The organism is Nanhaiella sioensis (assembly GCF_046557775.1).
In the GTDB taxonomy this organism is placed as follows: domain Bacteria; phylum Bacillota; class Bacilli; order Bacillales; family SM2101; genus Nanhaiella; species Nanhaiella sioensis.
Genome location: NZ_JBKAEG010000001.1, coordinates 4027646 through 4050788 on the forward strand (window position 1 = coordinate 4027646; position 23143 = coordinate 4050788).

The following is a 23143-nucleotide window of genomic DNA, read 5'->3' on the forward strand; positions in this document are numbered from 1 at the left end:
CTTATTTTTTACTTCAACCCAAACTTCAAAATTAAATATGCTACGGCAATAGGTAATACCATTTTTAGAAACAAAATCTTAATAATTTTATTGATATCAACTTTGCTTTCACTTAAAGTTTCTTCAATATCAGTTACCCGATTTGATAGCTGTTCCTGATTTTCATTTAAGCGAGTAAGATTCCCATCGATATTTTTCATAGTATTACTGAACTCTTTCATTTGTTGATTCTGTTCTTTATTTGTTTCGATTTGCAACTCCATTAAAGTTGATATTCTAACGGTTTCTTGTGATTGAGATTCTAAATGCTCGATCCTTTTTTCGTGACCGTTTGTTTTTTCACGTAGAGCGCTGATGTGTGCTAAAGGCTCATTGTTTTCCATTTGAATTTCCTCCATAAATATTAACCAATTTTTACGTTTGGTAATAAAAACATCACCTAATTACACTATTAATTTCATTATGAAGAAACAATATAGAAGGAAATAACTTCTAAATATTGAATGTTAACAGTGGAGGGAGGTGTAAATATTTGGATATCAGTAAATTATTTGAAGGGCAATTTTTAGATATTAAGTGTCCTGGTTGTGAAAAGGAATTCAAGGTCGATGCAGGAAAAGTTTTTAAAGCCAATACTAAGATTGATTGCCCTCATTGTAAATCTAGTATAAATTTAGAGAATAATGATGCTATTAAAGGACTTGAAAAGCAATTTAAAGAGTTAGAGAATATGTTTAATTAATCATCAGATTTGTTGAAGATGGAGTGAAGTAATTGTAATGCATCTTTGAATTCTGATTCACTCCATTGGTTTTCTTTAGCATAATAAGCAAGCTCCTTACTTCTCTCAAATCTATTAAAGAATGGGCTGAAATCTGGTTTGACTTTCAGTGACATTGAGTACTCCTCCTTTCAATAAAAAAGAGACAGTCGCTAGGACTATCTCTTGAAAATTTGTGAAATCTCAACTGTTTTAAATGTTGTTATATCAATAATTGTAAAACTAATTCACAATCTAATTTACGATAAAACCTATATTTTATTTAGAATCTCTTTCTGAAGTGTTTGAAATACTATCTAGTCGCTTTTTTAACTTATCATTTTCAATAAATAATTGTTCTAATTGTGTTTTTAGTACTGCTTCAGATTTAGTTTTGATTTTAATTTCCTCTAGTAAAATTTCTACGACTTTCAATGAATCTGCCTGTGGTATCATTTAAAAATCCACCTCATCATATTTTTATAATATTTCTTTACCCATATCTAACCTTCTTAATTGTATTCTTCTTTCTTTAGCCAATTTATACATGTCTTCAGACTTTTCTTTATCCTCTTTAAATCTCTCTTTCCTTTCTTCTTTTTTTATTAAGTCTAGTTGCATTTTTTCAGATGCAGATACAAAGTTTTCCTCAATACCTACTCTAGTCCTAACTAATACTTTATATGCCTTATTCATTATCATCTTCTCCTAGTTTAAAAATCACCAGTAATCTCCAATCTGACATCTTCAAAACCTTTTCTTTTTGCTTTAATTTCATAGCTAAATTTCATGTCGTCACCTTTTATTACAAAGTTGTCCTTGTTTCGTTCAGCAACGTAAATGTTACCTTCACCATAAGGTGATAAGAAAACATGATACTCAAAGTCAGTATTTACTGTTTCTAAGAATAATGGCTCAATGTCAATGACACATTTTCCATTTACAACTGTACTCACACCCATATCACCAAAAAAATATTCTGGTGTTTCATATGCATATAGATAAACTTCTCCTAAAGATGTTAAGGCTGAACTAGATTTGTGTCCCCAGAACCTTACAGTAAGGTCTCCTAATATATTTGTATCACCTATCATTTGTACTCCATCGTAACCGGCTATGTCAGCCTCAGTTGAACTTACATCAAACGTCCCACCACAATACATTTTCATATCTCCATTAGCATCCGTAGGAACAGTAACCCCATCTACATATACTTGATTATTGGAAAATAAGCTCAAATCTCCATAAGAAAAAATGGTACTAAGTTCCCCCATAGTAGGATGATATCCAGCGTATAAATTCAAAACTCGTGTTTCTTCTCCAGCATTATTTTCCTCATAAAATGTTAAAGCTGAATTTCCTTCTGATTCTAGCGTTACATATTTTTTTTCATTGTCAGCAATAACTTTAATCTCATTGTTAGTAATTTCGACTCTGTTTGCTTCACTAGAAGGTTTTGATTTAATAGTAAAACCTATCAATTCCCCAGCTTTTATACTCTCAGCTTCAATAGTTCCAGTTTTAATTTGTCCTCCGTCAATTAAGGTTGTATCACTATATTGCCAATTACCAAAAGGAAACCCTCCGTTTTCATCCGTATAATCATTAGCATTCTTTTCTCTGACACTTGCTATTTTATTGATTAACTTTGATTTTGCGATTTGAACATTCTCAAATTTTTGGGTTATGTTATTTCTATTATCCGATGTGACAGCTATAGGATATAATAATTGATTAATCCAGTTGTTAATTTCTAATTCTAATGAAGATAATTCTGCTTCATAATTTGTTTTTTCAGTAGTTATATTCAATGAGGACGCAACATTTATGAAGTCAGTAGATTCGGATTTGACCTGGTTTAGGCTAATCTTCAAGTTTTCAGATTCAGCAAATGTAATAAAACCGTCATCAGAAAATTTTCCTACATCTTCCTCCAAATCATAAAGTGAATTATTCATTTCTGTAATTTGTTCATCAGTGTAATCATCTGAATGTTGTATTTGCTCATCTACGTAGTCACCAATTGTTTGACTATCACTTACTAATACTTGTGATGCATTAACTTTTACAAACTGTCCAAGCTCACCAATGATTCTTTCAGCTATAATACCATCTTTAGTAATAGCATTGTCCCAGTCCTCACCATTATTATTAGTAATAGCAAGAACACCGTTTTGAGCAATTAAATAACTCGCAGGGTCTTCAATATCCTTTATTATTAAACCTCTTTTTGTCATTTCAACAGACTGATTTACTCCACCAGTAATTTTTCTTTTCGTTGCATCAATTGCATCATTGTACAACTGTTGAATGGCATTTTCATTTTCTATTGATTTATCCCATTTATATTTTGATAGATCGACTGTGGTAGAATTATCTATGGAATTTTTAAGGTCTTTATACCATTGCTCTTCTTCATTTAACACATTTCTTACATTAGAAACTGTGATATTAATTGAGATATTTTCAAAATCATAATCAATCTCAGTAATTCTAGCTTCAATGTTTAAATTTAATTTATCGTGAACAATTGTGATTAATTCTCCAAGGTGTAGCTTATTCCAGTTTTTCTGTTCAGTAACAATTTGTTTGAAATTTACGATACTTAAGCTAATATTTACACTGGGCGTGTTCATTTCCTCAAGAATCTTTTTAGCTTCTTCAAGTAAATCATCATCATTAGTTATGCTAGTGTTTTCCCATAGCTTTTCATTTACAAATTTACTTCTCTCGATAATTTGATCTTCAGTGAAATTTTGTTCAATTGAAATCTCATGTTGTAGGGTAGTTATTTGTGAGTTGATTGAATCAATTTCATTCTGAACGGAGTCAATTTCAATCTGTTTACTATCGATTTCATGCTGCTTATTATTTCTTTGAGTTACTAAACTTGTAGTTGAGTCTCCAGCTGCATTAGCAATATCAATGCTATCTTGAATAATGTCATATTCAGTCTGTAACTCAGATAATTCAACTTCAAGGTTAGCTAATGTTTCCTGATTAACTATTTTAAGTTGCTTAAACTCAGAGAACTCTATATCTTTTCCTTCTAATAATTCGCTGTAATCTAATATTGCATTACATAGGTCATCAGACATGTAGTGACTAGAATCAATAACATTTTTATTTTCATCTCTTTTAAATGGATACAGATAGTATGAAAAATCTTCAATATACGGTTGACCGTTAGCGGTCACACCTTCAATTGATATTCCATTAGAACCAGTCACTCGTAAAAGAGTGGCTATATCACCTGAATTCTCTTCATAGTCAATTGTTTCTAAATATTGAGCATAAGCTATTCTTAACCCTAGATTTACACCTATATTTTCAGGAGCTCGTAGATGTACTTTTCTAAACTCTGTATCAAACTCAAGGATTCCACCAAATTTATTTGCTACTTCACTGATAAAACTTAATGCTGTAGCGTTGGTAATATCAAAAGATCTATACATGTCATCAAGTTCAGTATCTACTTCACCGACCGACCAAATTGAAGTAGATAATCCATCGTTTAGTAGCTGTGTTGCATTATATGATTCAACACTATAGGTTTTGATGATCTTATCTGCTAACTCTATCGCACTTAATTGAGCATTAACACTGAGATAGTCATTTTCTCCATCAGAAACTCTATTTAATGTTTTGATTAAGTATTTTTCTTCAAATGAACCAATCTTAATTGATACGTAGTGACGATGTTTGATCATATCTATGTGTTTATTTTCTAGAAGGTCATGATTCTGGATTACTGTTAAAGGTAATTGAAAGTTAATTTCATTAATCCCCCCCAGTTTTAATGACCAGCTCTTATTAAATGCTTCTGATAACATAGCAATTGTTTGTTCTTGTGGAGTTTCTAAGAATAATTCTAAGTCTCTAGGCTTTTCGGTTATATTATGAACATGATACAAACAAGTCACCTCCTATCCTAAAAATGTATATTCATAAAAAAATTTATATTTAAAGTCACCAGTAAGTATTAATTCATTATTTCCTATACCAAACTCCATGAAATACTTATTATGATTACTGTATCTATAAGTACCTGGCACATCAGTTTCAATATCATTATGGCTACAATCAACTGTCAAAACTTCACCTTTGGTTATTTCTGTGAACTTCATTTCTTGACCACCATTTGTTACATTAAGAAATGAAATGTCTCCATTATCATTAGTTTTTTCGATTATAAATTTTGGCTTTAGTATCAAATCACCATTATTCTCAAATTGAAGTGAACCAGATCCATTGTTGATGTACATTTCAGTTTCATATATTGAGGAGAATGAGTAAGGGGAGTCACATCTAAATGTTAATGTGACATACCCTTGCTTTAGACCATTATGAATCTCTTCTGAATCTTGCGATACCATAGCATAATAAATTTTGTCTGGTTGTTGATCAAAAATTAATTGCTTATAAAAATCCTTCATAAGCCATCTAGATACTTCTCTTATTTTATTTTCATTGTAAGTCTCTTCAAAATAGCATGTGACAGGAATGTCCAATGGCTTGTAATCGAACCCCTGAAAGAAGGGGAAGGGGTTGTCTTTAACTTGAATCTCACGTATTTCTCTGGTAGGTAAAAATGATTCTTTATATAATCCAGAAGAAGGGGAGATGCTAATTAATCCCATGTCACTACATTTAATCCCATCATATTGAAAGTCCAATGAAGACCTTATTGACATCCTATCACCTCCTATTTGTATCCTCTTTTTGTCATCTCTTTAGAAAACTCTTTAATTAATAGTTTCGCTCCAGATTTATCACCTGTTAATTTATCAATATTCAAGATATAGTGGTTATTTACATTTGCTGCTGGCACTGGCGTGGAAGTGGGGCGTGAATTTAAACCAATTGAACTAATCATGGAAGTGGTTAACCTTTTTGCGTTATATCCAAAGTTTTCTAGAATGTTACTTTGGGGAGACATAACTTCATTTTTCAGAGCAGTAATTGTTTGTTCATTAGGCTTATCATTTAGAAATTTATTGACCAATTGTGTTAATCTAGATGGACTACCAGAATTACCTCCCACAATACCGCCTTCATGATATTTTTCATAACCAAGTCGTTTATTGGTTTCGTGCATACTTTCAGCAATTACTAAGTCAACATCATGTTCACGAGCAATTCTACGGATCTCTTCATCATCATTTTTTGAACTAGAGGAAGAAGATGGGGAATGGGAGTAAGAAGAGTACGAGCTATATTCAATATCATTCTCTTCAGCCAATTTTTCAATTTCTCTTGCTGTATCCTTTATTTCCCTACGTAAATCTTTTAATCTATCGGTAATGTTCTCACTAACACTTTTACCAATCACTTTAGAATTGTCATCAAAAAAGTCTGCAAAATCACCATAATCTTCTTTTAATAATGAAAGTAATTCTTCCTCATCCATACGCCTAATTTCATTCCATCGTCTTTCATCATTAATGACATTCTCCCAATGACGCTCAATTTTTTCTCGTTTTCGTTCGTAGTATTCACGGTCATCTTCTAGTCTTTCTTCATATTTGTCCTTTTGCTGTTGGATTTCTTTCTTAATTGCATCATGATCATCTTCAAGATTTTCTTTTCGTAAATCTCTATTACGATCTTGTTGCAACTGCTCAATTTCAGAAATTACTTCATTCAATTCTTCTTGCAATTCTTCTCTTTTAGCTTTACCTTCGAAACTATTGTCTAATGAGAGATTATTGAGTCTTTCTTCAATCTCAAAACGTTCTTTTTGTTTGTCTGCAAGTTCTTTTTCATAGTCTTCTTCTGCATACTCTTGTTCAAGAGATTTTATTTTAGCGTTATAGATGTCATCATATTTCTGTTCTTCTTCCTCAAGAAGATTGATTTTTCTATCATGGCTTTTTTCTAGCGCATCTAGTTCATCATCAATTGCTTCTAAAGCGACTTCTTTTTGTTTTTCATATATTTCTTTATATATATCTACTACATCTTCAGCTAGGGATGAAACTATCTCTTTCTGCTCTTGTATTAGACCATCTAATGTATCGTTTACATCCTGAATTGAATTTTCATATTGAAGCATGGAGAGGGAGAGGTCGTCTAGTTGCTCATTTAATTCTTCTTTTTGCTCAACAGTGAGCTTCTCGCTTTCTAGTTGTTCTTCAATCAAAGCCATTTCTTTCTTTGTTTCTTTTTGTTTTTCACGAATGAGTTTAATTTGCTTTTCAAGTTCACTGATGTATTCTTTCGAACCTTCCTCATATAAAGACATTCTCTCTTGTGACATAGCTAATTCATGATCTAAATCTTCTAAAGCATCGGTATGTTCTTTAATTAATTCAGTAACTTCAGCCCATAGAGATTCTTGAAGTGATCTATTGACACTATCAATTTGATTCTTAACATCCCAATAAGCAAGGGAAAGGTCATCTAGTTGTTCACTTAATTCCTTTTGTTGTTCAGCAGAGAGTTGTTCTTGTCTAACTAATGATTTGATAGTTTCACGTTGCTCAATAATCTGATCTTCTTTCTTTGAGAGTAGTTCATTTTGTTTTTCTAATTCGCTGCGATATTGTTCAGAACTATCATTATAAGTTGATTGAACTTTAGATGATCGGTCGATGTGATAATCTAGTTTGTCAATGGCTTCAGATAGAGAGTTAATTTCAGACTGGACACGATCCCAGGTTAATGATGAGATTGATTCTTGCGTATCTAAGTATGAAGAGCGAAGACTATGTATAGATTTTTCATGATCATCAATTTCTTTAGAGAGCTCATTATATTTATCTTTATTTTCGTTGCTAAGTTTATTAAAATCACCCATCGCTTTAATTTGCGATAAAAGGGTGTTTTTATTGGAAATTAGACGATTAATTTCATTTTCTGTAAGAGACTGTTGTTGCTTATGTAAATCGATTTGTTGCTGGAGCTCATTTCGGTATTCTTCAGATGTATCAGAAAGGGAAGACTGACGATGTTCGGATTCTTTTAGTTTAGCACTTAAGTTGTCAATTGCCTTTGCGTATTCATCCGTGATATATTTCTCTATTTCTTTTTCTGAAGACGAACTAGATTTTGAGCTGGAAGGAGAGCTAGCTTTGAATTCATCAAAGTTTATATCTATTGGATCTAGGACTATATCTTTAAATCTATTGACGACATTTTCATATTCCTTGACTTCATCCCACATTCGCATTGCCATTTTTGGATCAGTCTCAAATAACATGGCAGCCCGGTCATTAAATTGTTGAGTTTCTACATCGTAATAATCTGACCATTTTTTAGCTATGGAGTTGATTAATTTATCTTCTATGGCTGCTTTCTTTTCTGCTAAGGTAGCGAATTGTGTTAGGTCTATACCATACATTTCAACAAGCTCATTTATCCACGTCTCATGTCCTCGTAACGATTCATTGATGAATGTCTCATTACCTGAAAGCTTAGAATAAAGAACGCCAAGTGCAACTTGCTCTTCTTCTTTTTGTTTTATTTTTAGTTGTTCTAGAAGTATGGCCTCATCATTGATATATTGGAGTAGGGAAGGGTACTTTTCCATGATAGTTGCTATACTATCTGCTGATAAACCATGACCCTCATTTAATTCTTCTATAATAGAGGAGAGTGTTTGAATACTTGTTGTAGCATTGTTAAATGTTTCGACCAGTTTATCTAATTCGTCAAGATTTTCACCGATTGCTTCAGAATTTACCTGAAGATCAGTAGTAAGGTTTGTTACAATTTGATCGATTTTATCTTGAGTGATTCCTGCTTCTTCTAAAATGGGTATATATTCTTTGATGTTTTCTTTATTGCTATTGAATTCATCTCCAAAAGCAATTAGAGATTCTATCTGTGATTTGTCAAAGTCAAAGTAAATGTCAGTTGCTATTTTATTATCAAATGTTTGTTTTATAATATTGCTAAGGTTTTGGTATTCTCCTGATAAGAATTGAATATGCTTAAGTCTGTTTTTAATGTCATCGACTTTAGATTGGGCTTCGTTAACCTCTTCCATGGTTTCTTGATACTTTTTTAGGTCTTTAGTTTGTCCCTGAATTATATTGTGATATTTCATAAACTCTTGAGATGCTTCTTGTGCCGCAGCACCAAACAGACCTAATTCTTCTCTAGTGCGCTTTTGGTACTCATTAACCGCCTCGGTATATGATGAAACGCCGTATTTTTCGTTATATTTGATAATAAAATTAAACATTTCTTGAACTTCTTTGCTTGATTTAGCTTGTTTGGAATGCAAATTGTCTAAGTCATTATATGCATTCACTAAACTGTTAGATAAGAGTGTATCTGCATTCTTTAATTGCTCATCGGACATAGATCTTAGTGAGTTAACAAAATCATCAGCTTTTTTCTTATTAACTTCTAAAGAATCACCATATTTATCAGTTACTTCGATTACTTGAGGAGCAATTAGAGATATCTCATTCAAAACATCCTTATATTCGGCTTGGGCATCACTATTCTTATCAATTTGTGGTTTTAAGTCATTGTATTTTTGAATTAGTGTCTCTAGCCTAGAAGCGTTATCTTCATATTTTTTTGCAGAATCAATAAAACTGTTCGCTGCCTCATCGTTACTTTTTGCTAAACCAGCTATGGATGTTCCAAGGAGTTCTAACCCTACCAGAATTGCACCAATCCAACCAAGAGATAGTTTAGCTCCTTTGGCAGCAACAGATAATACTTTAAATGCTTTAGATAAGCCATAAACACCAGCAACAAGTAATGGAAGTTTTATATTCCATCCATTTGTTGCTTCCGTCAAATCAACAAAACCATTAGTCATGAAGGTTAGACTTTCAAAAAAATTAATCATTAGGTCTGTAAATCCATTTTCTCCAATACTTATACTTAGAGATGTAAATGAATTTTGAAGAGTATTAATTTTAGCTTGGATAGATTCTAAGTATTTTTCATTTTCTTTTAGAGCGCTTCCTTGAGAGTTTATACTTGTTTCTGTAGCAGATATAGCGGTTTGAGCATTAGACATCATTGCGATAAATCGGCTCAGCTGGTAACGGCCTGCCAACGTGACAGCCAAGTTTTGTTGTTGAGTATTTGTGAGATTATCCCACTTACCACGAAGTTCTCCAATTATATCTGAAACATCTCTTGTTGTTCCATCAAGATTTCTTATCCCGATCCCAATATCATTAAGTGCAGTTTCAGCCTCTGACATGGTAGTAATTCTGGAGTATATCGTCTTGAGGCTATTGCCGATCACTGAGCCGGATTCAAATGTCACACTAGCAATACTTGTAATATCTCCGATAAGTTCATCAAGGCTAACTCCATATGTATTAGCTACACTTGACGAGCGAGCCATAGCATCGGATATTTGTTTAGTTGATACTGCAAAGTTGTTATCAACTTCATTCATTTTATCCATGATAGACATGGTTTCCTGAGCTTCAATTTTAAAAACGTTCATTGTACTAATCATGTTATTCATAGCTTGATTAGCAGTAAGCTCTGAAACATTGGAACCAACAGTAGCAGTTTCAGCTAGAGCTAATAATTGGTCATTTGTGTATTGACCAGCTCGTGCGAAACCGTTAATAGCTTTTAGGACGTTATGTACGTTATTTCCAAGTTCAGTGGACAATTGAATGCTTTCTTTTAAGAGATCATTGTATTCTTTTGGTGTTGCATCCATAACCCTTTTCAATTCAGTCATTGCTTCATCTACAAGTTTGATTTCTTCCCACATTTGCTGGATACTTCGAATAGTTCCATAAATAGAGGTTGTAGCAATACCCCAAAGTCCTGTCCTTGTAATCGCAATTTTCATTTGCTCACTAAATGATAGAGTATGAGATGCTGCTGTTTGAACACTTTCCCCAATTCTTTTAAAGGACATGTCCAAATTATCCATTTGTTGTTTCAATTTTGGAGTTTTTTCGGAAAGTGAGTTCACCTGAGATAGATAATTGTTTAATTCATTGTTGTCAACGCTATCTCCATACTTTCTTTTCAGTTTCATAACATTGACTTCAGCTTGCTGTTTATATATATTTAACTGATGTTTTAAGTTATCATTTTGTTTTTTAATTGTACTTTTAATTTGATTCTCTTGTTGTAATATGTTTTCGGTGATTCTTTCTCTATCATCATTTACCTTTTTACTGTCAAGTTCGAATACATTTTGCAAGCCTTCTGGAGTTTCTATCTTGGCAAGGTTAAACTTTAACTTTTCAACAATTCCATCTGCTTTAGTTACAGTAAGAGTGAAGTTTTCAAGCTCCTTTGTAACGGGATTAAGGTTTTGTCCAATTTTTACATTTCCCAATGTACTATACTGTTTTACTGCTTTATCTATGTCGGTGTATAGTTCCCTGATACCCTTTTTGGCAGTATCAATGTTTTTAATTGCAACTTGATCATCTATAATTTTAATACCTTTTGAGTTCTGATTAATAGTAGCTTGAAGTTGTTGTACTTTTTCACTAATATTGTTGATTAGTTTAGTATCAACGCCTATTTGAAGATTTAACTTTTTTTCAATGCTTTTCAGTTGTTGTTGTATATGAGTAACGGTCTTTGTTTCGTTCAGGGTGCCAATAATTTTTATACGTAAATCAGACATATAATCACGCTCCAAATAAAAAAGACCGTCCATTTGCTATGGAAGGTCTAATCGTTTCTAATATTCATTTCATATTCAGTTTCTAACATATCTATAATTTCATTAATCTGCTTTATTGTCTCTTCTGAAGGAGATGAATTTTCGAAATCTTCAGCTATATACAAAGACTGTAAGACATATAGTGAACCTAGGTATTTTATTAAATTTTGTTCTTGATTATTATTAGTCTTAATTTTTAGAAAATCATACATTTCATCTATATATTCTAAATCAAACGTTTCAGAATTTTGATTTTCAAAAAAATAATAAACAGATTGGGCATATTCTTCAGCCTGTGTATATATATCTTTATCTATTCCTTTGACAGATTGAGAGCAGCTTACAACAGCTAAAAGAAGTGATAGAACTAATAACTTCCTCAAAAAGAATCACCTCAATAGTTTTTTGTTATATTATAACATATATACCAAAAGGGGGATTTAATTATTCATACTAGTTTTGCTAGTTAAAATAAAAGTTATCTTTTATCTTAAATGAATACAATGCTTATTAGTTTTTCTCTAATCAAGTATTTTAATAGTGTTATATTTATTGACTGTAATATTTTCGGAATGTAATATGTAATAAAAAATACATAGAGAAGTCTAGTGTGTAATTTAGAATAAGAGTAGTAAAGTAAATAATGTTGTTCACCCAACAGACACTGACAAATGAGCTAGTCATTACCTTTACATATGCAAAGGGGAGAAGCCATGATTTACAATGTTACCCCAAGATTAAATGAAGTCCTCCAAAAACGCGATATGTCATACACTCAACTATCAGAACTAACTAACATCCCAGTAGAAAAATTATTACAATTCGACACAAGAAAATCACATCAAGATACAAGTTTAGTTGCAATTTCACAGGCACTTGAAATTTCCATAGAGGAGTTGTTTATTATAGCTCCAATTAAGAAAGTGAAAAAAAGGAAGCAAAGTTAATAAGCTAATAAACTTAATAGTATAGTTGTTGTTTAAACTATTAATTAGTGAAGAAGTTGAAAACAATCGAAACACAAAAAGATATTCCATCAAAATTAAGGTGGAATACCTTTTTGTATTTAATTGTATCAAAGAGGCACCATAATTCAGCGCCTCTGGTGTTCGATCCCATTGTGAAATGAACTGTGTAATAAAGATGGGAATGAGATTACCAAACTAGCCTTTCCAAATAAAAGAGGAGTTTTATTCGAAAATCTGATTTTTTTCCTCTTCAAAATCACGCAAATCATAATGTGCAATCGTTGTAGCTACATTTTCGTGATGGGCTACATACCTAGAAACTAATTCTAATTTTACGCCTGTTTCTAATAGATGTGTTACACAAGAGGCCTTAAATAAATGGGGGTTAATTCGTCTTCCTAAAATATCAGTGAGTACATTGGAACAGAAGTAATCTGCCCAAGAAGGGGACATTTGCATATTTTCTCCATTATATTTGGTCGTGAAAATATATTCATGCTGATAACCACGTTTTTCTACCCAGAGTTTCATATATTTTATGGCTTCACGATTAACCATATATGGCTCAACCTTTCCATCTTCTCCACGACCTTTTAAGCGGATATTGTGACTATATATAAAAGTTGCATTCTCCGGAAATTCATAATTCAGCATTTCAGTTTTAAATTGAAATATTTCTGATCTCCTAGCACCAACATTAAAAGCAGTTGCCAACCAAGCCATCCCTAGATAATTCTCGTCACTTTCTAAAACTTTCATCGTTTCAAGGTATTCTTCATACGTTACTTTGACCTTTTCGTATACTGTGTTTTTGGGAATAGAAGGGAGGCCACGAGTGAAATTTCTAAAAAGTTTGTAAGTGTCATCTTCATCAGCTACAACATTTTCAATATAATTACATAAACTTGAAACACAAGCCTTCTTAAAATTCATTGAACTTGACGACATTTTGCGATTATCTCTCAGGTAGCTAACGTATCTTAAGAAATCACGTTTTGTAATTTTGTGAAGTGGCTTATTGTTCATTGAATCGTTTATATACCAACCAAATTGTTTTAAACCACTGACATACTGTTTTTTCGTATGGGGTGAATGATTTTGAACACTTACAAACTCTTCAACCAAATCTCGGTAATCTTTATTAACTTTATTCCACATATCATCTGTTACTTCTGGTAATTTTTTGGCTCGATCACGTAGCATATTCTTATCAATTTTAGACAATCAATTCACCACCTTTACATATATTTTTCTTTGTCTGTCTCTACTTCAATTTTGAGTCCATAAGAATTATGACTGTTAAATTTTTTTATGGCTTTTGTTATATATTTTGTACCTGGATGATCAGTAAACATTGGTCTAGAAAATCCAACTTTGGATTCAATGTTCCAACCAACTTCCAGCAACCAGGGGGTATATCCTTTAGGTTGATCACTGCCAATTACAGAAGGATGCTCAGCCAAAGATCTATCGAATCGTATCTCTATTGACCAATTATATAAGCCATCTTTTTTTGGAGTAGTTACATAGATTGAAGCAAGAGTGTTTCCGGTACGTTGATATACTTTTGGCTGATAGGAACGAAAGTGAATATTTAATTCATCTTTTATGTAACCTTCAAGTCTTTTGGCTTCTTTAATTAAGACCTGTTGTATATTGTCATTGTTCAATAAGGTATCTGTACCTTTACCACTACTCAAATAGTTTTCTAGTTCTTTTAAATTGTTGAACGTAGGCAATTGTCATCAACTCACTTTATTGAACAAGCTTACTTTTCTCGCCAATATTTCCAAGCTGTTCGAACACTTCTTTATTCTTTAACTTCAAATCATAAAACTTGTTTTGAGCATCGTTCATCAAGTCTTCCATCATTTTATATTTACCTAACACATCAGTCATTCGTTCAAATACCTTTTGTATCTCTTGGGGTACAAAAACTTCTTCTGTGATCTTCTTGAAATAACCAGAATCAATCAAAGCATCAAGATAATCCAATTGATACTCAAGGTTATTTTGAATATCCTTACCTAAATGAGTGAAATGTTTAATACATTGCAATAACGTCAGATAATAGGTCATCTTATCTGATAGCTCAATATCCTTCTCATTGGCTTGTTTAAATAAAGAAGCAAACTCTTCTAACAATTTTTCAATCTTTTTCTCAGTAAAAATAGGGTAGAAGGTTAATGTTGTACTATCTTCAAATTCATAAGTTTCTTTTTGATTTACTTCCTTTGCCTTTTTCCGAATAGCAGACGCTCTTAATTCAGTATTATTAGCCATAAATTAATAACTCCCCCTTGAAATCCTAAATAAAAGAAGAGTAGGGGAGAAGGCCCTACTCAACATTTCTTCATTTTGTTATGCAGAAATTGGAATTCGTTTAAATGTTCCAATTGTCTCGCTAAACTTCGGTTTCAATACTCTCAACTTGCTTTCTTGGTTACTTTGTTGTTTTGCTGATGATGTATTAAAGGAAAAGTCCGTACTTGGTTTAACTTCGGGATATTCAAATTGAAGTTTAGAAATAGGTTTTTCGTTATTGTCAATTTCCAGTGTCTCAAGTACAACTTTAACGTTCTCAGGAAACTTAGTGTTATCTATATCTAAAGTTTCAGTTTCTGCGCTTGTTTGATATTTATATGTTACAACTTTTACATGTTCTCCTACAGAAACACCAGAATCAAAAGTTACTTTATTACTAGAAACTGTATATGTAGATGATTCAATTGGTTTTTCATCTTTATCAACAATTACAATAGATGCACTAAGAGAAGGAGTTTCATCTAGAGTAATTGAATCACTTTCATCAACTTCATGCCATTTAGGAAAAGCATATGCTTCAGTGGCTCCAACTTGAATTTCTTGACCAAGGTGTTTTGCTAAAATATCCATTCTCCACTCGGGATTGTTAAGTGCTATTTCAATATCTCTTCGGCCATTTAGTATAGCTAAAATATTATCTCCACGACCACCTGTTACATCAGTTTCATTGCCCGCTACATTTATACTGGATTCTTCTAAAGTGTCAATTCCGATTACTTCTCCATTATTAGAAATAATTAAAACTTTAAAAATATCAGCTACTAGCGACATAAAATCACTCCTTATTATAAATTAAAAACCAACAGTGTAATTGTTGGATTAATGAACAAATTTATTTTTAACAAATAACTCATCTTGGGGATGTTTATCAATATCAGTACTTTCGGCATAATGATTTAGCTTGGACTTATCATCACCAGCACATTTAAATGCTACCATTGTGTCATAATTCTTTAGCTTGTTGATACGTGCAAATTCTGCTTTTATTTGATATATAGTATAATTCTCTAAATCCCAATAATGTTTACCTGAAAATGCAGCAATAGTAGTAATACTATCTTCAGTAGTCATTTTAATGCTGTTTTTCGCTCTTTGATCTAAAACCATTTTAGCCCACTCTTGGACTAGTTTGTCTTTATAGACTTTAGGTTCGAATAGAAGGTTTTGTTGTAAAATAGTCTTCCTGATTTCCTCATAGTTATCTCTATTAATTATTGTTGTGGAATCTTTGGAATAGAAATGTACGCCTTTATGACCATTACCAAATTTCATTTTTTTTTGTAAGACTATTGAGAACAACCTACTAAGAAGTTTCAACATGGTAGGTAGAAAGCCTTCACGACCTAATTCTAGTGTCATTATATCTAACAATTTCAACTCTTCATGGTAGTCATGAATTTCTTTTACTTTATCGACATCAAAATTATTACTGTTAAGTAAAAGGATGTTTGAACATTCAATAAAGGTATCATAGTCTATCATTTTAATAGGATGTAGGCTACCAATATCTTTAATCTCAATAGGTTTTGCAAAAATATCCTGTAACGTACTCACTTCTTCAAACTCCCAAATTGATAAATATGTCGATACCCTACATAGTTTTCGGGAGCTGAAATTGGATCTCCGTCTTCATAGGTCATTCTACCAATCCCTGTCATTTTTTCATGAACTAGGAGCTGATTAATTCTATCTGAGATTCTTAATGATCGTAAATCTACTTCGAAATCATTATGACAAAGAATGTCAACTATGACTTGTTGTTTTGCTATGTGATAATCACCTGAAGATAATCGTCTCCCTGCATACAAATATATTCTGCACAGTGGCTCTTCCTCAAAATCGCTAGCTTTTGGTATTAGCATGATATGCTTATCTCTTATAGACCAATCTTCATCCATATCTAGCATATTAGGTAATATTTCATCTAATGGATCGGGCATGCTAGTCCTTAAATCTTCAGGAGGGTAGTAGAGGAGTCTAAGCAAAGTTTCGTCAAAGCGAAATACTTCTCTAATGTCATTAATACCTTCATACATTCCCATATACTACACCATCCTTTCTGCAAGAATAACCATAATACCTTTATCGTTAATCACTTTGGTGTAATCAATATCAGTAATTTTATATGTGTTTTTGTACATTTCGAACTCTCGATTTACTGTAATACTTTCAGACACTCTGTATTGCAATATTAATTTAATATGACCGTCAGGGAGAGGAAGTTGATCATTATTAAATGTTGAGGTGTATTTAGTTTCTGCAATACAGGGGATATGTTCATATTCAACCACATCATCATAAATTGGTTTTCCATCTCTATCATATCCCAATAAAACTCTTGTTTTATTGTACTCATGAGGGAAAGTTGCATTACATAGTCTGATTTCTGCTTTTCTATAAATCTTATTATCTTCGGGGAATGATGTGATTAGCCAATGCAAGCCATCTATTGTTAATAAGTTCCCTCGTTCAATATGTTGAGTGTATCCGATAACTTTTTTAGTTTCACTGTCACTATCATACTTTTCGTAAATTAGAACTTTTGCAGTATCATGATTGTTAATTGTTGCGTCATAACCCTCAAAACCATTTAGAGAGTGCTCAAGTATCAGGTTCCCATCATGAGCTATTTTTTCATTCATATCAGTATTGTGGTAATTACTATAGTCCCTCATGAACATCACCACATAAAAATACTATTTGTTGATTGAGTTTTGAAATATCTGCACTGACTGTTAATATCACATCTCTAATTTCAGCTAAGTCTGGTTCATCTAATAACTTTTTATTTAAGTAATTTTCTAGAAGATATAAAATGGAATTATTTTTTTTGCTTAATCTCAAACAATAGCCATCCAGGCTTTCAACTTCACAAGTCCCATCTTGGTTATGAACTTTAACATTTAATTCAATCATAAGAAATCTTCCTCCATATTCATGATAAGTCGTTCTATTGTTCTTTCTTGGTCAGATATGGAGGATTCAAGGGATTTCAATTGAGTTGAAAAGTTCTTTTGACCAACATCTTTCTGGAAGGGCTGCCAAAGTGACTCAAAGTAGGTCTTTTGATTCTTAAGAAACAATAAACGAATAAAGTTAGCCATGATTAGAAGTTGATCATTACCCAAGTCATGACTAACAGATTCTGAATCGTTATCACAAATCAGATCTAGACGGAGCCGATTATTAAAATACATTGCTCCATTTTGTATTACTTCGTATATCTTTTCAGGATATTGTGGTAAATCAATATCTGAGACTTTACAGTTGTTCAGAAAAGTACTCCAAATTTGATCATAGGTTGTCATTGTTATCACCTTTTAATCAAAAAGAACATTAGAATCAATTCCCATCCAATCAGAAATAAAGTCTAACTTTCCACTTGGTAATCCGGATTTAAGTTCTGTTGCTACTTCAATGACAAAATTTTTTTCTGCATCAACCGTTATTTTCTTTAACTCTGATTTCATTTTATTGAAGTTACCTTTCAACAGACTCTCAATTTCTTCTTTTGAGTGTGTGTTATTTTCATAGGTCCCTTTTTCAATGATTCCATCCTTTATCTCACTTGTTTTATCATCTTCACCTACAATTACTAATTCACCCTTATCAAAACAAACACTATTCATTTGCAACCAATCTACTACTTCTTTTGGAACTTCTTTGACATCTATTTTTCCATTTCTAGAACCTGCCCATGTGTATTGACGGCTTGAACCATCTGCATCATATTTGACAAAATATGATGTATTTCTATGTCGTGCTAATTTTACTTTTTCTTGCATATAAAACTCCTCCTAATGTCCTTATTGTTTATTTTTTAAATTACAATGCAACGGCCGCTTGTTCTTCAATTACACCTACGGCTTCTCCAAATAAAAGGTTTACTGCAACATCTTGGGTAATTTTCATTTTAATACGTTCATCTTCCATATCCTGATCAGTCATTTGGCGAAGCCCTCCATATTGGACAATGGAAAATGGTTTTTGTTCCACGCCGCCTGCAAACATATATCCTTTATTTACTGGTAACTCAACTTTAGAGTTTGTACTGTCCGTGAAAGGATTAATAAGGTTAGCGGCAGTTGTACGAGCAATGCGTGTTGGATTTAAAGCTGTTAGCAATTCTTCTTTAATTCCATCAGTTAATAGGTTTTTGAATGTACTATCAGCTGCTTGTTGCATAGCGAAATAATCAATTAGTAAAGTATCTGCAATGAATACAGGACGACCTCCATAACGTTGTAATACTGAAGCAACCTTATTATACTTTTGAATTGTTAAGTTTGAACCAGTTTCAACGTTATTTGCAGGAATTTTTCCACTTGCAATAGCTTTAGCTGTTAATTCATTAATTTTATCTAAGTAAAGACGTATTTTAGCATTTGCAACATCATTAACCAATTTTCTGAAATATTCTTCAGACTCTTTCACTAGATCAAGTGGTTCATAATAGAAACCTGTTGATAAGTGAGCAGGGACGGCAAAAATTGATTTTTTACCTTCTACACGGACTAAATCTACACCTGAACCTGTAGCAGACCAAACAACTTTAGCTTTTGTCTTTTGTGGTATTTTTAGCTCTAATAAATCACCACGATTTCTGTTTTCTACACTGGCGAAGATGCTTAGTAAGTTTGTTACCATTGGTTTTGCAATTTCGTCAGCTGTTTCAACTACCAGATTATTAAATTGGTGAATCATAGATGGATCAGGATTTTGCCGACCATCCCCAAAAACTTTTGTGATATAGGATTTTATATCGGATGAATCTTCTTTCTCCATGTTATTATTGATGACTCGGTTAAATAAACCTTTTAATTTTAAGTTATCAAGTTTCATATGTTTAACCCCTTTGCGATTAATTATTTGCGTCTTTAAGCTTCAATTACTTCTAAGCGAACCATCTGAGCACCAAGAGTGTACTCCATATCTTCTTCATTATTTACAACTAAGAATTTTGCTTTTGAACCTGAGTAATCTGCATGAGCAGAGCTAACTTCAGAAATAATAAATTTCTTAGCAGTAGGGTCGAAGTGTGCTACCTGATTTTTTTTAACTTCTGAAACACCAGTATTTAATGAAAATGCTGAAGTATCAAAGCGTGTATAACCTTCTTCTAAAATTACAATTCTTGCACGATCTCCTTCTTCATTATAAAAATCTACCATAGCTTCACCAAGATATCGTGTTTCTGGTGTGGCAATTAAATAGGCTTTCTTATCTATTGCTGATAACTGTTTAGCTACGCGTTCACCATCCTCGAAATCTAATTCGACAAGAGTGAAATTATCAACATTTCCTTTAACCAAAGCTCCATGTGCAACTGTTTTAACCTTAATATTATTTAAATTACCTACAGCATGACTTCCTATTTCTTGCAATGCTTTTAAAACTCTTGAACCCATATTATGTGCCTCCTAATATATAATTATTTTTTATAAACCATATCTACTATCAAAATCATCGCCAGTTGGAATTAAGTTTTCCCTTTTACTAGCAGTTTCTCTAATAACAGGGCGTTGAGACTGGCTTTCTTTATTCACCACTACTAAATCTACAAGTATAGTATTTAATTGAAGAATTGCCTGTTTGCCTTCATCTGAATCTGCTACAGCTTTCTCAATTAATGATTGTGTTTCATCTTCATTAAATTTTTCCAGAGCGTTTAAAGCAGTAAATTTTGTTTCATAAAAAGATTTTTTTTCATTAAGAGCTGATTGATATTGCTCATTCTCTACTTGATTTTTATAAGGAGATAGCTCATTTATATGAGAATTTAGTTGAATGATCTTCGTGGATGCTTCGCTATATTTATTCTCAATATTTTTCTTTTCATTTAATGTAGTTTGAAGTGAAGTTTTTGACTCATTCAATTGTAGTTCTAATTCTTTTTTCTCAGTTTCCTTTTGAGACAATGAATTTTGCAGCTGTTCGAACTCTGTTACTTCAATCCAATCCCGTTTTAATGTGACTTCTGATTTAGATTCAAAATCAATACTTACAACATCATTAGTATTTGTATAATTAAATTTATAGTATTTGTCATATTCACTTCCTTCTTCATAACTATAAAGATTCACAACAAAGTAACTTTCATACACATCAGATATCCATGAGTATTCATTTTGAGATAAAGTAGGATCTAGTTGTCCATATAAGAGTGATCTGATATCATTATGCGACAATTCGCAAACTTTCTTAAAATATTTCATTGAATCAATTTCCTCCTTGTTTGAATGATTAAATGCTTGTGCTACTAATCTATTAAACTTACTGATTTCATTTATACTCAATAATTTCGATGTATCGTAGGCAGGGGACAATGCCCGTTGTTCACCTCTGTCTTCAGAGGCTAATATCGCATGGCCTTCAAAATAGATTGGTGAATGATGATATTCAATGCCGTTCTGAAATGAATAATTTGCATATAAATACTCACAACTTGTAACCACTTCAACATCACTGTTGTACCATTCTTCAATTAAGTCAACTGCATCTGGAAACCTTGAACGCCACAAAACTGCATCTGCGGCCATTACCTCTATCTCTTCACCATCGTTCTCTATAGTTAATTCATATCCTTCAGTTGTAAAAACACCAATTGGAACAGTATCTGATTTAATAGTTATGTTTCCGTATCTATCTTCACCGAGGTATTGTGCATGATCACTAAAATTATCTGTACTGGTATTTGGTTCACTTGGAGGATTATAAAGTGCAACAATAGGTTTGTTTATTAACGTACTTCCACCTTCAAGTGCAACATCTTTATCCACAATTACATTGTTACCAGACTTCTCAAAATCCAAAATAATGAATGTGCAATTTACAATAGTTGGATCGTCAGATGTATTTAATTGCCTCAGCGTTAAATTCAATTTTCTTTTCTTTTGAGGTTTATTCATAATTTCACCTCCTTAAATTGATATAATCCAAAACTAAGGAGAATTATTGCCATCGGAAGTCTTGGATTTGATTGTGTTTTCATTATTTGGGTTATCAATAGATTCTCTACCAGGTTCCCTAGAGAGGGTATGAGAGGACTTATAAGGTATTATCTTCTGTTGTAATTTCAATTCCTCGGTTTCGTATAATGTTTGTTCAAGATATGACTCCCATGAAACTCCTGCTATTTGATCGATGACATGCTTAATAGACCAACCCTTATCATTAAGTTTGGATAAAATGTCAATTTTCTCTTTTAAGGTTAAAGGTGCTTCCTTGTCATACACCATGTAGTAATTATCAGCATGTTTATTCGGCAATATTAGATTAATTAATTTTTGATACACTTCTTGTTCAACATCTTCCAGCATTACTGCCAAACGTTTATAAATAGTTTCTAAGTTCAATTTTGCTGTTGCGAAATTTCCACCTTCACCATTCAAAATAGAACCTGATAATCCATAGGCTGATTGGATGTCACCGTTTATATGTTCAAATTTCTTTCCATCTAATCCATCAGCTTTCACATCCGGAAATTCTAAATCTGCAAAATCAGGAATGGCTACAACTGTTACTCCGTTTGTGTGATTCTTTTCGAGGGCTGTTTTTACTCCACTATGTACCTTTTGTTTCATGCCTTTATTTAGTTTAAGGTTTGTATAGTCACCATCCATTTTATCAGTACCGATTGTCAATACTGCAACTGCATTAATGATTTTATTAGCAATAGAGCGTTCAACATCTTTTAATTTTTTCTTATGTAGAACATCAAATAGACCTGATGTAACCCAAGAAGTTCCAAATGCTTGGTTTCTTTTGAGAATTCCAGTTCTCAATACGAATGTTCTGTCTTGTGGAAGTTCTTTATACTGATAGTCTACATTATTTTCTTCGAATTTTTTATAATCATCCTTAGTAATAAAAGGGGAGAGGTTGGACAATTGTAATTGTCTATAGCTGTCAGACATATTTTTAAACCAATTCATGTCTATTACACAAACCCACTCGCCATTTCGACTTCGATCAGTAGGGAAGATATGTTTCATATCATCGAAAATGTAAGGGTAGGGGTTACTCTTAGTACCTAACCAAATTCCTACTAAGTTTCCTGCAGAAGCATTTTGTTTGAGTAAATCACGAGTAAGCCTTTTGTGTTTTACTTTATGTAAAATTTTATTGAGGTTGGCGATGTGTTTATCTGTGTTAGCAGTTTTTTCAAATGAATCAATTCTATAGTTTAGTGTTGGCAACGCTTCAATTAATTCAAATAATTGATGTATTTCAGCACTAGAAATATAGTAATATTGAGCAAGATTTTCTATTTCCTTTTGAAAGCGGTCTGGGTTTGCGAAGTATTTTAATAATGTTTCAGAGTCAACTTCATTCACTATACCTTGTGAAAATAAATTTGATATAAAACTATTAACGTATGTATATACATAGTCTTGATAATCATTGACTAGTCGTTTATATTCTTCTGAGTTAATGTCAATCTCTGTGTCACTATTGTTCATTTGTTCACCT

The 23143-nt window shown here is 32.4% G+C and carries 24 protein-coding genes; 2 read left to right on the forward strand and 22 right to left on the reverse strand.

Translation table 11 applies throughout. The annotated features are described in order from the left end of the window. Window positions 1-8: 8 nt before the first annotated feature. The gene (locus V1503_RS18795) at window positions 9-383 is read right to left on the reverse strand and encodes a hypothetical protein (protein WP_410628675.1); all 375 of its coding nucleotides are present in this window, start codon (window positions 381-383) and stop codon (window positions 9-11) included. Between the two features lie 149 nt (window positions 384-532). Between V1503_RS18795 and V1503_RS18800 the strand changes: the two genes are divergently transcribed. Further along, complete coding sequence (locus V1503_RS18800; protein WP_410628676.1) at window positions 533-742, forward strand: zinc ribbon domain-containing protein; 210 nt, start codon at window positions 533-535, stop codon at window positions 740-742. On the opposite strand, the gene V1503_RS18805 is transcribed toward V1503_RS18800, so the two are convergent. The 7 genes from V1503_RS18805 to V1503_RS18835 all read right to left on the reverse strand — a co-directional run bounded on the left by V1503_RS18805 (window position 739) and on the right by V1503_RS18835 (window position 11761). Further along, window positions 739-897, reverse strand: a complete 159-nt coding sequence (locus V1503_RS18805; protein ID WP_410628677.1) for a hypothetical protein — start codon at window positions 895-897, stop codon at window positions 739-741. The genes V1503_RS18800 and V1503_RS18805 overlap by 4 nt on opposite strands. A gap of 142 nt (window positions 898-1039) precedes the next feature. Next, complete coding sequence (locus V1503_RS18810) at window positions 1040-1216, reverse strand: hypothetical protein (protein ID WP_410628678.1); 177 nt, start codon at window positions 1214-1216, stop codon at window positions 1040-1042. 24 nt (window positions 1217-1240) lie between these two features. Further along, complete coding sequence (locus V1503_RS18815; RefSeq protein WP_410628679.1) at window positions 1241-1456, reverse strand: hypothetical protein; 216 nt, start codon at window positions 1454-1456, stop codon at window positions 1241-1243. A 17-nt stretch (window positions 1457-1473) separates the two neighbouring features. Then, window positions 1474-4674 carry a phage tail spike protein gene (locus tag V1503_RS18820; protein ID WP_410628680.1) on the reverse strand — a complete coding sequence of 1067 codons (3201 nt, stop codon included), beginning with the start codon at window positions 4672-4674 and terminating at the stop codon, window positions 1474-1476. 12 nt (window positions 4675-4686) lie between these two features. After that, the gene (locus tag V1503_RS18825) at window positions 4687-5454 is read right to left on the reverse strand and encodes a distal tail protein Dit (RefSeq protein WP_410628681.1); all 768 of its coding nucleotides are present in this window, start codon (window positions 5452-5454) and stop codon (window positions 4687-4689) included. Window positions 5455-5465: 11 nt separating this feature from the next. Then, window positions 5466-11339, reverse strand: coding sequence for a phage tail tape measure protein (locus tag V1503_RS18830; protein ID WP_410628682.1), 5874 nt, complete (start codon window positions 11337-11339; stop codon window positions 5466-5468). Window positions 11340-11386: 47 nt separating this feature from the next. Further along, the gene (locus V1503_RS18835; RefSeq protein ID WP_410628683.1) at window positions 11387-11761 is read right to left on the reverse strand and encodes a hypothetical protein; all 375 of its coding nucleotides are present in this window, start codon (window positions 11759-11761) and stop codon (window positions 11387-11389) included. Between the two features lie 330 nt (window positions 11762-12091). On the opposite strand from V1503_RS18835, the gene V1503_RS18840 reads away from it, so the two are divergent. Continuing rightward, window positions 12092-12325, forward strand: coding sequence for a helix-turn-helix domain-containing protein (locus V1503_RS18840; protein ID WP_410628684.1), 234 nt, complete (start codon window positions 12092-12094; stop codon window positions 12323-12325). 243 nt (window positions 12326-12568) lie between these two features. Here the strand turns inward: V1503_RS18840 and V1503_RS18845 are convergent, their stop codons facing one another. The 14 genes from V1503_RS18845 to V1503_RS18910 form a co-directional block, all read right to left on the reverse strand. After that, entirely contained in the window at window positions 12569-13549 is a 981-nt protein-coding gene (locus tag V1503_RS18845; protein WP_410629471.1) for a tyrosine-type recombinase/integrase, read from the reverse strand. 35 nt (window positions 13550-13584) lie between these two features. Next, on the reverse strand, window positions 13585-14085 hold the full coding sequence (locus V1503_RS18850; RefSeq protein WP_410628685.1) for a hypothetical protein: 501 nt from the start codon (window positions 14083-14085) through the stop codon (window positions 13585-13587). A 16-nt stretch (window positions 14086-14101) separates the two neighbouring features. Then, window positions 14102-14629: a YomO family phage-derived protein gene (locus V1503_RS18855; protein WP_410628686.1), complete on the reverse strand. Its 528-nt coding sequence runs from the start codon at window positions 14627-14629 to the stop codon at window positions 14102-14104. Window positions 14630-14707: 78 nt separating this feature from the next. Then, the gene (locus tag V1503_RS18860; protein ID WP_410628687.1) at window positions 14708-15442 is read right to left on the reverse strand and encodes a YomU family phage tail tube protein; all 735 of its coding nucleotides are present in this window, start codon (window positions 15440-15442) and stop codon (window positions 14708-14710) included. 48 nt (window positions 15443-15490) lie between these two features. Further along, window positions 15491-16225, reverse strand: a complete 735-nt coding sequence (locus V1503_RS18865; protein ID WP_410628688.1) for a hypothetical protein — start codon at window positions 16223-16225, stop codon at window positions 15491-15493. Continuing rightward, the gene (locus V1503_RS18870; protein WP_410628689.1) at window positions 16222-16713 is read right to left on the reverse strand and encodes a YomW family phage-derived protein; all 492 of its coding nucleotides are present in this window, start codon (window positions 16711-16713) and stop codon (window positions 16222-16224) included. The genes V1503_RS18865 and V1503_RS18870 overlap by 4 nt, the downstream gene beginning before the upstream one ends. A 3-nt stretch (window positions 16714-16716) precedes the next feature. Beyond that, window positions 16717-17346: a hypothetical protein gene (locus V1503_RS18875; RefSeq protein ID WP_410628690.1), complete on the reverse strand. Its 630-nt coding sequence runs from the start codon at window positions 17344-17346 to the stop codon at window positions 16717-16719. After that, window positions 17333-17587, reverse strand: coding sequence for a hypothetical protein (locus tag V1503_RS18880; RefSeq protein WP_410628691.1), 255 nt, complete (start codon window positions 17585-17587; stop codon window positions 17333-17335). Before V1503_RS18880 ends, V1503_RS18875 begins: the two co-directional genes overlap by 14 nt. Then, complete coding sequence (locus V1503_RS18885) at window positions 17584-17979, reverse strand: hypothetical protein (RefSeq protein WP_410628692.1); 396 nt, start codon at window positions 17977-17979, stop codon at window positions 17584-17586. Before V1503_RS18885 ends, V1503_RS18880 begins: the two co-directional genes overlap by 4 nt. A gap of 12 nt (window positions 17980-17991) precedes the next feature. Further along, window positions 17992-18456 carry a hypothetical protein gene (locus V1503_RS18890; protein ID WP_410628693.1) on the reverse strand — a complete coding sequence of 155 codons (465 nt, stop codon included), beginning with the start codon at window positions 18454-18456 and terminating at the stop codon, window positions 17992-17994. Between the two features lie 40 nt (window positions 18457-18496). Beyond that, window positions 18497-19513 (reverse strand): YonB family capsid-like protein, encoded by a 1017-nt coding sequence (locus V1503_RS18895; protein WP_410628694.1) that lies wholly within the window; start codon window positions 19511-19513, stop codon window positions 18497-18499. A 35-nt stretch (window positions 19514-19548) separates the two neighbouring features. Further along, a complete protein-coding gene (locus V1503_RS18900; RefSeq protein WP_410628695.1) occupies window positions 19549-20079 on the reverse strand; it encodes a hypothetical protein in 531 nt (176 codons plus the stop codon). 30 nt (window positions 20080-20109) lie between these two features. Continuing rightward, complete coding sequence (locus V1503_RS18905; RefSeq protein ID WP_410628696.1) at window positions 20110-21579, reverse strand: DUF8531 domain-containing protein; 1470 nt, start codon at window positions 21577-21579, stop codon at window positions 20110-20112. A 33-nt stretch (window positions 21580-21612) separates the two neighbouring features. Then, window positions 21613-23133 carry a hypothetical protein gene (locus V1503_RS18910; RefSeq protein WP_410628697.1) on the reverse strand — a complete coding sequence of 507 codons (1521 nt, stop codon included), beginning with the start codon at window positions 23131-23133 and terminating at the stop codon, window positions 21613-21615. Window positions 23134-23143: the final 10 nt, after the last annotated feature.